Annotated in this window: 10 protein-coding genes and 1 pseudogene; 10 read left to right on the forward strand and 1 reads right to left on the reverse strand. The window is 64.6% G+C overall.

Annotation, left to right across the window (positions count from 1 at the left end; genetic code table 11):
• The first annotated feature begins 27 nt into the window (after window positions 1–27).
• The 3 genes from ACIP0B_RS08160 to ACIP0B_RS08170 are packed head-to-tail and all read left to right on the forward strand — an operon-like array spanning window position 28 to window position 1651.
• Window positions 28–807, forward strand: a complete 780-nt coding sequence (locus tag ACIP0B_RS08160; RefSeq protein ID WP_400831078.1) for a hypothetical protein — start codon at window positions 28–30, stop codon at window positions 805–807.
• The gene (locus ACIP0B_RS08165; RefSeq protein ID WP_400831079.1) at window positions 798–1475 is read left to right on the forward strand and encodes a transposase; all 678 of its coding nucleotides are present in this window, start codon (window positions 798–800) and stop codon (window positions 1473–1475) included. Before ACIP0B_RS08160 ends, ACIP0B_RS08165 begins: the two co-directional genes overlap by 10 nt.
• Window positions 1475–1651, forward strand: coding sequence for a hypothetical protein (locus ACIP0B_RS08170; RefSeq protein ID WP_400831081.1), 177 nt, complete (start codon window positions 1475–1477; stop codon window positions 1649–1651). Before ACIP0B_RS08165 ends, ACIP0B_RS08170 begins: the two co-directional genes overlap by 1 nt.
• A 93-nt stretch (window positions 1652–1744) precedes the next feature.
• On the opposite strand, the gene ACIP0B_RS08175 is transcribed toward ACIP0B_RS08170, so the two are convergent.
• Complete coding sequence (locus ACIP0B_RS08175) at window positions 1745–2827, reverse strand: diguanylate cyclase (RefSeq protein ID WP_400831083.1); 1083 nt, start codon at window positions 2825–2827, stop codon at window positions 1745–1747.
• 177 nt (window positions 2828–3004) lie between these two features.
• Between ACIP0B_RS08175 and ACIP0B_RS08180 the strand changes: the two genes are divergently transcribed.
• The 7 genes and pseudogenes from ACIP0B_RS08180 to ACIP0B_RS08210 all read left to right on the forward strand — a co-directional run.
• Window positions 3005–4459, forward strand: a complete 1455-nt coding sequence (locus ACIP0B_RS08180) for a flavin-containing monooxygenase (protein ID WP_400831085.1) — start codon at window positions 3005–3007, stop codon at window positions 4457–4459.
• Between the two features lie 22 nt (window positions 4460–4481).
• Window positions 4482–5408 carry an alpha/beta fold hydrolase gene (locus ACIP0B_RS08185; protein WP_400831087.1) on the forward strand — a complete coding sequence of 309 codons (927 nt, stop codon included), beginning with the start codon at window positions 4482–4484 and terminating at the stop codon, window positions 5406–5408.
• Window positions 5405–6904, forward strand: a complete 1500-nt coding sequence (gene glcD / locus ACIP0B_RS08190; RefSeq protein ID WP_400831089.1) for a glycolate oxidase subunit GlcD — start codon at window positions 5405–5407, stop codon at window positions 6902–6904. The genes ACIP0B_RS08185 and glcD overlap by 4 nt, the downstream gene beginning before the upstream one ends.
• On the forward strand, window positions 6904–7953 hold the full coding sequence (gene glcE, locus ACIP0B_RS08195; RefSeq protein WP_400831090.1) for a glycolate oxidase subunit GlcE: 1050 nt from the start codon (window positions 6904–6906) through the stop codon (window positions 7951–7953). The genes glcD and glcE overlap by 1 nt, the downstream gene beginning before the upstream one ends.
• A 2-nt stretch (window positions 7954–7955) precedes the next feature.
• On the forward strand, window positions 7956–9176 hold the full coding sequence (gene glcF, locus ACIP0B_RS08200; protein WP_400831092.1) for a glycolate oxidase subunit GlcF: 1221 nt from the start codon (window positions 7956–7958) through the stop codon (window positions 9174–9176).
• Between the two features lie 88 nt (window positions 9177–9264).
• Window positions 9265–10650 (forward strand): VOC family protein, encoded by a 1386-nt coding sequence (locus ACIP0B_RS08205; RefSeq protein ID WP_400831093.1) that lies wholly within the window; start codon window positions 9265–9267, stop codon window positions 10648–10650.
• Window positions 10651–10958: 308 nt separating this feature from the next.
• Window positions 10959–11087 (forward strand): annotated as a pseudogene (locus tag ACIP0B_RS08210) (type VI secretion system tube protein Hcp); the annotation flags it as partial.

Consider the following 11087-nt stretch of genomic DNA (forward strand, 5'->3'; position numbering starts at 1 on the left):
TTTCATAAAAACCATAAAAATATACTCATGATAAAAGCCTTGCTCAATCGCGACCTAACGCCGCTACAACTTACCACCAGCATCAAGACATTAAATATGGATGCTGAAATAAATAAACTGGTGGATCAACTACCCAAACCGACAACAAACAGTTACGACTCAACTCACCGCGCCGAGATCATGAAACGCACCAACGCCCGTACTGGAACATTGACACTGCACGTCAATGAAAGCGGAAACATCAGTCTCAAGGCACCCGATGATACGCCGGCACCTGACCAACTCTATTCCGTGCCCGGCTACAGCGTTCTGTTCGCGATCAAGGCGCAATCGTTCCCCATTCAGCTCTACAGGCTTGAAGAGAATCGTCTGGCACGCGAAGAACGGGTCATCGTAGACGCCGACAACCCGCTATTCATCGACGGCACGAAGTTTCTGTTCGACAGCAACCCGAGCGGCAACGGACATTCGGCGTTCATCGGTAGCGTCAATCTGCCGGACAGAAGCGCAGACATCAGCGTGTTCGATCGTGCCTCCTTGAACAAGACCGCGTGGTTTCCTCACGACGACAGCGCCGCCCGCTACCTGGTTAGCCTTGAACTGCTGGAGGCCGCAGGGGATCCGGGCGTGTTCAAAGTGGCCAAAGAATTGATTTATCACTACCACCCGGCTGTCGCCTGGAAGGCATTCCAGGTGATCGGACAGACGGATCTGTGTACCGCACGGCGTTGCATTCCGCTGTTGAGGAACCTGCAAAACAGTCGTCTGAATCATTTACTCGACCAGAGTGAAGCGGCATGGAACTGAAGACTTTTATCGAGCGCATGAAGGCTTACGATCTGGAACTGGACAAGCCAAGAATCATGGAGGATCTGCGTCAACTGGCCAACAACCGTACATTGCTGAGCGAGCATCTCTACAACACCCTCCAGCAGGACGGCTTCAGCACCAGAAACAGTCTGTACAGCGCTTACGCCTATGTACTGCACTACAACGATCTGTTCACTATCCGTTTGGGCTTTTGGGCCCCGGTCTCGTCAGGGGATGAGCGTGAAACATTCATCTATGACCTGAACCATACCCATGATTTCGAGATTTACTCCGTAGGCTACAGCGGTGACGGCTATGCCACCGTCTTGCGAACAATCCTCGATGACTCCCCATTGCAAGCCGGAACAAGGCCCCCGCTCGGCGAAGAGCGGGTGCTCAAACTCAGCCCCGGAAAGGTCCTGCACATGCTTCCGCTCCTGGAAGTGCACCGACAGCTCCCGCCGCAAAACCTGTCAGCATCTTTGAGCCTGCTCATTCATCCGCAGCGTTCAGCCAAAACCGAAGAAGCCTGGTGCTTCGACGAAAACTATGTGCCCACTTATCCGGGCATCGCCATGCAGGAGAAAGCGGTCTTCGAAAACCTGCTTTCCCGGCTACAAACCGGGCAGAGATCGCTGCCCACACAACCAGAAAGGAAATCCTGATGAACAAACCACTCGAAAACTGGAGCGAAACCCCACTGCTGCGCGCCGGCACCGACGTGATCGACACGCCGGTGAAGACCACCGCGCTAGCCCCTTGCGCCAGTTTCATGCCGCGCTACAACGTCGGCAACATCCACGAGATCAAGCAGTTCTGGAACCTGCCTCAACAAGACTGAGGCCGATTCCGCACGTCGTGCGACGGCAGGCCATCGAGGCCTGCCGTTTTCGTTGCATTGCGCAATGACCCGGCAAGCCGCTTGCCTGCCCCTTCAGACCGACCCGAGCATTTCGCGCCGGTGCTTGCCGTCGCTGTAGCACATCACCCGGTTGCGCCCGCCGCTCTTGGCCTCGTACAGCGCCCGGTCGGCGTCGTCGAGCCATTGGGCCGCCTCGTCGTGCGACGGATCGAGCGCCGCCAGGCCGATGCTCAGACTGGCCTTCAACGCCGGACTCTGCTCATAGGTCAGACAGGAAAAACGCTCGCGCAAGGTTTCCATGGCCTGGGCGGCGTTGAACAGCGGCATGTCCGGCAGAATCACGCAAAACTCGTCGCCGCCGTAGCGACCGCCCACGTCGGCATTGCGCAGGTTCTGCTTGAGCGCCTTGCTCAACTGGCGCAGGACGATGTCGCCGGCCCCATGGCCGTAGGTGTCGTTGATGGCCTTGAAATGATCGATGTCGATCAGGGCGATCGCCGCATTCTGCTGCAGGCGCTTGCAGTGCTGGAACTCGATCTCCAGCCGGTCCTTCCAGGCGCCGTGGTTGAGCAGCCCGGTCAGGCTGTCGGTGCGGCTCAGGGCCAGCAACTCGCGCTTGTGCAGGCCCAGGGTGTAGGCCTGGCGAAAGCAGATCCAGCCCAGCGCCAACGGATACAGCATCAGCAACGGCAGGCAGGCATACAGCTGCAGCGGCGTGGTCGGCGGCACGAACGCCGGCGCGAACACCACCAGCCCGACGCCGATCCCCAACAGTTGCGCCGCCGTGCCGGCCAGCAGGAAGCGCAGCCCGCCGATGGCGACATTGTTCATCGCCATCATCGAAACGGTGGTGGCGCTGGGCAAGGGGTTGAATTGCATGGCGGCGACCCAGAAGCCGCCGAGAAACGCGTCGATCAGCAGATTGCGATGTTCGGCATGGTAAGGAACGTGGGCCCGGCGAGCCCATTGAAAGGCCAGGTGCGGCCAGAGGAGCGCATTGAACAGCATCAGCGCCCAGACCCAGGGTGGCGGACCGAGCGGATGCATCGCCGCCGCCACACACAGAAGCCCCAGCGCCAGCCCGAGGGTTCGCGACGTGTGCAGCCTCCTGGCCAAAGACAATCCCTTCCTTCCCTGACCTCCCGCTTTTTCCATTGGGGCCTCTACTGCGCGCGTCGGAAGACGGATGTGCTGAGAGTCTATCAGGGCACCCTCAATTAGCCATCACCGGCCGGCGGGCCGCCCATCGCAACGCCCGGGCCCGACACCGGGCAAATGATTGGCTATACCTGAAAGGAGGAAAACGGAAAAACGACTATAAGAAGGAGGCGCATGCAGACCTATCAAGTGTTGATCATCGGCAGCGGTTTTGGCGGCCAATGTGCGGCCGTGAATCTGCTCAAGGCCGGCATCGACGATTTTCGCTTGCTGGAACGGCGGGACTTCTTCGGCGGCACCTGGTGCCAGAACACCTACCCCGGCGCGGCGGTGGATGTGCCGTCGCCGCTGTATTCGCTGTCGTTCGCGCCCTACCCCTGGACGCAGATGTTCGCGGAGCAAGCCGAACTGCACCGCTACACCGAACACGTGGCGCAGCGGTTCGGCCTGCGCGAGCGGGTGGAACTGGGCGCGAACGTCGAACGCATCGAATGGGACGAGGCGCAAAAACTCTGGGCCGTGCACACCGCCGCCAAAGGGACGTTCCACGCGCAGTTCCTGATCAACGCCACCGGGCCTCTGAGCCAACCGGTCATCCCACACTTTCCGGGCGCGGAACGCTTCCGGGGCAAGAGCTTTCACACAAACAACTGGGATCACGCCTACGACTACCGGGGCAAGCGGGTGGCGATCGTCGGCAGCGGCGCCAGCGCGGCGCAGGTGATTCCGGCGATTGCCCCGGAGGTGGCGCAACTGCATGTGTTCCAGCGCACGCCGCACTGGGTGCTGCCTCGGGCCGACCGCACCTTCGGCCGCTTCCAGCGCTGGCTGCTGGGCCTCAAGCCGGCCTACAAGCTGCTGCGCTGGATGATCTACTGGCAGTTCGAAACACGGGTGATCGCCTTCAAGTACTCCAAACCGGCGATCCGCCTGGTGCAGCGCCAGGCCCTGAACTTCCTCAAGCGCCAGGTGGCCGATCCCGACCTGCGCCAGCGGCTCACCCCGGACTTCACCATCGGCTGCAAGCGGGTGCTGCTCTCCAGCACCTACTACCCGGCGCTGACCCGCGCGAACGTGACCCTGCACAGCCGCGAACAGGGCATCGCCGCCCTCGACGAAACCGGCATCGTCACCACAGACGGCCAGCACATCGAGGTGGACCTGATCGTCTGGTCCACCGGCTACGACGCCACCGACGGGGTGATTTCCTACCCGGTCTGCGGCAAGAACGGCATCCAACTGCGCGACGTCTGGGCGCAGTACCCGCGCGCCTACCTGGGCACCAGCCTGCCGGACTTCCCCAACCTGTTCATCGTCACCGGCCCCAACACCGGGATCGGCCACACCTCGGCGCTGTTCATCATCGAATCGCAGATGAACTACATCCTCGACTGCATCCGCACCCTCAAGGCCCGGGGCCTGCGCAGCATCGAGGTGCGCCCCGAGGCAGAACGTACCTACACTCAGATGATCCACCGGGAAATGGAGCGCACGGTCTGGAAAACCGGCGGCTGCCACAGTTGGTACCAAAGCAGGAGCGGTCATGTGATCGCGATGTTTCCGGGGTTCAGCTTCAGCTACCACCGCCTGACGCGGGCGCTGAAGCCGGCCGACCACATTCTGTCCTGAACACGTATAAGGAAGACGTCCGATGCTTGTGCTCTTTGTCGCTCTCGCGGTTTTCGTGGCCTGGAGCTGGTTGAGCTACCCGGCGGTGGGCCATTGGCTCTACGAGCTGAGCACGGCCGCCGAGGCCAAGCTGTACCGCTTGCACAAGATCGAAGTGCCCATCGCCGAAATGAGCGTCTCGACCTGGCAAGGCGGGCCCTACGAGGCGTCCAGCGCGATCCTGATGCTGCACGGCTACAGCGCCGAAAAAAACCTGTGGCTGCGCTTCGCCCGGCATTTCGTCAGCCAGTACCGGGTGATCATCCCGGACCTGGCGGGGCATGGCGAAACCGGCTTCAAGGCCGGCGGCGGCTACGACATCCCGGTGCAGGCCAAACGGATGATCCAATTGCTCGACGTCTGCGGCGTGGAAAAGGTGCACGTGATCGGCAACTCGATGGGCGGCTACATCGCCGCGTGGCTGGCGGCGACCTACCCCGAGCGCATCGCCTCGGTGGCGCTGGTCGATCCGGCCGGCGTGACCGCGCCGGAGGCCAGCGACATGGAGCGCCACCTGGCCCGCGGGCACAATCCGTTCCTGATCAACTCCCGCGAGGAGTTCCGGCGCTTCTATGCCATGACCATGGCGTCGCCGCCTTGGGTGCCGGGGCTGGTGCTGGATGCCATCGCCCAGCGCTACGAAAACCAGCGCGATGAACTGGAAGAGATCTTCCGCGACTTCCGCGCCAGCCCGCCGATGGAGCCGAAACTGCCCGACATCAAATGCCCGGCGCTGCTGCTCTGGGGCCGCAAGGACCGGTTGATCGACGTCAGCAGCGTGCCGGTGTGGAGCAAGGGCATCGCCAACCTGCGGGTCGACGTGTGGGACGGGGTCGGGCACATGCCGATGGTCGAGCAGCCGGCGAACACGGCGCGGCTGTACCGGGAGTTCCTGGGCACCCAGCGATGAACATCCTCTACGACGAGCGCCTCGACGGCCCGCTGCCCGACGTCGACAAGGAAGAACTGCTCAAGGCCTTGCGCCAGGCGCTGCCGGACCTGGATCTGCTGTGGCGCGAGGACGAACTCAAGCCCTACGAATGCGACGGCCTCTGCGCCTACCGCACCACGCCGATGCTGGTCGCCCTGCCCCGCCGGCTGGAGCAGGTGCAGGCGCTGCTCACGCTGTGCCACCAGCGACGCGTGCCGGTGGTGGCGCGCGGGGCCGGCACCGGGCTGTCCGGCGGTGCGCTGCCGCTCGACCGGGGCGTGCTGCTGGTGATGGCGCGCTTCGACCGGATCCTGCACATCGACCCGGACGCACGCACCGCGCGGGTTCAGCCCGGCGTGCGCAACCTGGCGATCTCCCAGGCCGCCGCGCCGTTCGGCCTGTATTACGCGCCGGATCCGTCCTCGCAGATCGCCTGCTCCATCGGCGGCAACGTCGCGGAAAACGCCGGCGGCGTGCACTGCCTCAAGTACGGCCTGACCGTGCACAACCTGCTCAAGCTCGAAGTGCTCACGGTGGAAGGCGAACGCCTGACCCTGGGCAGCGACGCCCTCGACTCCGCCGGCCTGGACCTTTTGGCGCTGTTCACCGGCTCCGAAGGCCTGCTGGGGATCATCACCGAAGTCACCGTCAAACTGCTGCCCAAACCGCCGGTGGCCAAGGTGCTGCTGGCCAGTTTCGATTCCGTGGACAAGGCCGGCCGCGCGGTCGCCGACATCATCGCCGCCGGGATCATCCCCGGCGGCCTGGAAATGATGGACAACCTCGCCCTGCGCGCCGCCGAAGACTTCATCCACGCCGGCTACCCGGTGGAGGCCGAAGCGATCCTGCTGTGCGAGCTCGACGGCGTCGAAGCCGATGTGCACGACGACTGCCAGCGGGTGCGCGAGGTCATGCAACGGGCCGGCGCCACCGAGGTGCGCCAGGCGCAGGACGAAGCCGAACGGGTGAAGTTCTGGGCCGGACGCAAGAACGCCTTCCCGGCCATCGGGCGCCTGTCGCCGGACTACTACTGCATGGACGGCACCATCCCGCGCCGCGAACTGCCCGGCGTGCTGCAAGGCATCGCCCGGCTCGGCGCGGAATACGGCCTGCGGGTGGCCAACGTGTTCCACGCCGGCGACGGCAACATGCACCCGCTGATCCTGTTCGACGCCAACCGGCCCGGCGAGCTGGAGCGTGCCGAAGCCCTTGGCGCAAAGATCCTGGAACTGTGCGTGCAGGTCGGCGGCAGCATCACCGGCGAACACGGGGTCGGCCGCGAGAAAATCAATCAGATGTGCGCGCAGTTCAACAGCGACGAATTGAGCACGTTCCATGCCGTCAAAGCGGCGTTCGACCCGCACGGCCTGCTCAACCCCGGCAAGAACATCCCCACCCTGCACCGCTGCGCCGAATTCGGTGCGATGCACATCCATGCCGGGCAACTGCCGTTTCCGGACCTGGAGCGTTTCTGATGGCCGACCTCGATGCGGCCGACGCGCTGCTGGATCAGGTCAACCGGGCCAGGGCCGACGCCACGCCGCTGAAGATCCAGGGCGGCAACAGCAAGGCGTTTCTCGGCCGCGAAGTGGCCGGCGAAGTGCTCGACACCCGCGCCCACCGGGGCATCGTGCGCTACGAACCGTCGGAACTGGTGGTCAGCGTACGGACCGGAACGCCGCTGAATGAGCTGCTGGCGACGCTCGACGCCGCCGGGCAGAGGCTGCCCTGCGAGCCGCCGGCCTTCAGCGATTGCGCCACGGTCGGCGGCATGATCGCCACCGGGCTGTCGGGACCGCGGCGCCCTTGGGCCGGCTCGGTGCGCGACTTCGTCCTCGGCACCCGGGTCATCACCGGCCTCGGCCGGCACCTGCGCTTCGGCGGCGAAGTGATGAAGAACGTCGCCGGTTACGACCTTTCCCGTTTGCTGGCGGGCAGCCACGGCTGCCTCGGCGTGCTGACCGAAGTGTCGCTCAAAGTGCTGCCCAAACCCCGGCAGTGCCTGAGCCTGCGCCTGGAGATCGACTGCACGCGGGCCCTGGCGAACCTCGTCGACTGGGGCCGGCAAGCGCTGCCGATCAGCGGCGCCTGCCATGACGGCGCGGCGCTGTACCTGCGCCTTGAAGGCGGTGAAGGTTCGGTGGCCGCCGCCCATCAACGGCTTGGCGGCGAGCCGTTGGACTCGGCGTTCTGGTCGGACCTGAACGAACAGCGCCTGAGCTTTTTCGATGAAGGCCCACCGCTGTGGCGCCTGTCGCTGCCCCCTGCCACCGGACCGCTGACGTTGCCCGGTGCGCAACTGATCGACTGGGCCGGTGCCCAGCGCTGGCTGAAATCCGATGCACCCGACGTTCAGCGCATCGCCCATGAACTCGGCGGCCACGCCACCTGCTTCAGCCACGGCGCCAGCGACACGCCGTTTCAGCCGCTGCCCCCGGCGCTGATGCGCTACCACCGCCAGCTCAAGGCGCAACTCGACCCGCAAGGGCTGTTCAATCCCGGCCGGATGTACGCGGAGCTTTAGCCATGCAGACCAGCCTCAGCGAACAGGCCCGGCAACTGCCCCGGGCGGCCGAAGCGGAAAAGATCCTGCGCACCTGCGTGCACTGCGGCTTCTGCAACGCCACCTGCCCGACCTATCAGTTGCTGGGCGACGAACTGGACGGCCCGCGCGGGCGCATCTACCAGATCAAGCAAGTGCTCGAAGGCGCGCCGGCCACCGCCCAGACCCAACTGCACCTGGATCGCTGCCTGTCGTGCCGCAACTGCGAGACCACCTGCCCGTCCGGCGTCGACTACCACAACCTGCTGGACATCGGCCGGGCCGTGGTCGACCGCGCCGTGCCGCGTCCGCCGGGCCAGCGCCTGCTGCGCGAAAGCCTGCGGGCCCTGGCGCCCAATCCGGGCGTGTTCAAGGGTTTGCTGAGGATCGGCGCAACGTTTCGCCCGCTGCTGCCGCGCCTGCTGGAAGACAAGTTGCCAGCCCACGCCTTGGTGACGGGCGCGCGCCCCGTGCCACGTCACGAACGACGGGTGTTGTTGCTGGAGGGTTGCGTGCAGCCAGGGCTGTCGCCCAACACCAACGACGCGACGGCCCGGGTGCTCGACCGGCTCGGCATCAGCGTCACCCCGGTCAGCGAAGCCGGCTGCTGCGGCGCCCTCGACTACCACCTCGATGCCCAGGCCAAGGGGCTGGAGCGTGCCCGCCGCAACATCGACGCCTGGTGGCCGCACCTGCAGAACGGCGCCGAAGCCATCGTCCAGACCGCCAGCGGCTGCGGCGCGTTCATCAAGGATTACGGGCATCTGCTGGCGCACGATCCGGCCTACGCGGACAAGGCTCGGCAGGTCAGCGAACGGTCGCTGGATCTGGTGCAGGTCCTGGCACAGGAGCCCCTCGAACAGGTGTGCAGCGCCGGCCAACGCCGCATCGCCGTGCATTGCCCCTGCACCCTGCAACACGCGCTGAAGCTGGGCGGCGCCGTGGAAGCGCTGCTGGCCCGCCTGGGCTTCAACCTCACGGCGGTGCCGGACGGCCACCTGTGCTGCGGCTCGGCCGGCACCTATTCGCTGACCCAACCGACGCTCGCCCGGCAACTGCGCGACAACCGCCTCAACGCCCTGGAAAGCGGCCGCCCGGATCTGATCGTCACCGCCAATGTCGGCTGCCAGAGCCATCTGGCCGGTGCCGGACGCACGCCGGTGAAGCACTGGATCGAGCTGGTGGATCAGTCGTTGGCAGAATGAAGTCCGTAGGATTCTTCGTTTGCCCGCGCAGGAGAAGGCTGCGATCTTTTCCCCCATCCTTTACGTGACCGTGCCAGGAATTTTTTTCATGACCGTGCAGCCTTTCGTCAGCCCCGACCTGATCCGTCAACGCTTCTCCAAGGCGATGTCCGACATGTACCGCGAAGAAGTGCCGCTGTACGGCGCGTTGATGGAACTGGTGGAACAGACCAACCGCGACGTGCTCGCCCGGGATCCGCACATCGCCCGGCAACTGGCCGACACCGGCGAAATCCAGCGGCTGGACATGGAGCGCCACGGCGCGATCCGCGTCGGCACCGCCACGGAACTGGCCACCCTCGCCCGCCTGTTCCAGGTGATGGGCATGCAGCCGGTGGGCTACTACGACCTCACGCCGGCGGGGGTGCCGGTGCATTCCACGGCGTTTCGCGCGGTGCACGAAGCGGCGTTGCAGGTCAGTCCGTTCCGGGTGTTCACCTCGCTGTTGCGCCTGGAACTGATCGAGGATCCTGAGCTGCGGGCGTTCGCCCAATCCGTGCTGGATCGTCGCTCGATCTTCACCCCGGCGGCGCTGCGCCTGATCGAACAGGCGGAAACCGCCGGCGGCCTCACCGAAGCCGAGGCCGAGGAATTCGTCCTGCAAGCGCTGGAGACCTTTCGCTGGCACCACAGCGCCACCGTCACCGCCGCGCAGTACCAGACCCTCAGTGCCCAGCATCGCCTGATCGCCGACGTCGTCGCCTTCAAGGGGCCGCACATCAACCACCTGACCCCGCGCACCCTGGACATCGACATCGTGCAGGCGCAGATGCCGCTGCACGGCATCACACCCAAAGCCGTGGTCGAAGGCCCGCCGCGCCGGCAGTGCCCGATCCTGCTGCGCCAGACCAGCTTCAAGGCCCTCGACGAACCGGTCGCCTTCACCGACCAAGCGCAAACCCAAGGCAGCCACAGCGCCCGTTTCGGCGAGATCGAGCAACGCGGCGCCGCACTGACGCCCAAGGGCCGCGCCCTCTACGACCGCCTGCTGAACGCCGCCCGGGACGAACTCGGCGACTTCCCCAACGAAGGCAATGCCGCACGCTACAACGCGCTGATGACCCAGCACTTTGGCGAATTTCCTGACAGCCTCGACGGCATGCGGGAACAGGAATTGGCCTACTTCCGCTATTTCGCCACCGAACAGGGTTTGGCGGCGCGTCCCGCTGACGCCTCGCTGGTCCAACTGCTGCGCGACGGCCATGTGAAAGCGGAACCGCTGGTGTACGAAGATTTCCTGCCGGTGAGCGCGGCGGGGATCTTTCAGTCGAACCTGGGGGACGCCGCCCAGGCGCATTACGGCGAACACTCGAACCGCCAGACCTTCGAGCAGGCGCTGGGCCGCACGACCATCGATGAACTGGCGCTGTATGCCGACACCCAGCGGCGTTCACTGGAGGCGTGCGCTGAAGCATTGGGTCTGAAACGTCTCTGAGGTCAGGTGGCCATGCTGCGCAAGAAGTTGCGCAGTCATTTCGCAAAACGTCTGGCACGGCACGCTGGAAGCCATAAACGACGGGGCCTCCAGCCAAGTGCGCAAGAAGTTGCGCAGCACTGCGCAACTTCTTGCGCACTTTCCGAAGGATTTCGCCGGCCTGATCGGACACCCTCAGAACAAAACCATATAAATCACTGATTTATATGGTTTTTTTATTTCTGGCACGCTCCTTGATAACAGTCAGGCACCCACCGGGCGATATCGCCTCCCGGGCACCCTAACTCAATCCGCAAGGAGCACCTCCCATGGCAACACCAGCGTACATGTCGGTTACCGGCGAAAAACAAGGCCTGATCACTGCCGGCGCCTTCACCGCCGACTCCGTTGGCAACACCTACCAGGAAGGTCACGAAGACAAAGTCATGGATCAGGCG

The sequence above is a fragment of the Pseudomonas sp. NPDC089534 genome (assembly GCF_044749305.1).
Classification (GTDB): Bacteria; Pseudomonadota; Gammaproteobacteria; order Pseudomonadales; family Pseudomonadaceae; genus Aquipseudomonas; species Aquipseudomonas ekonensis.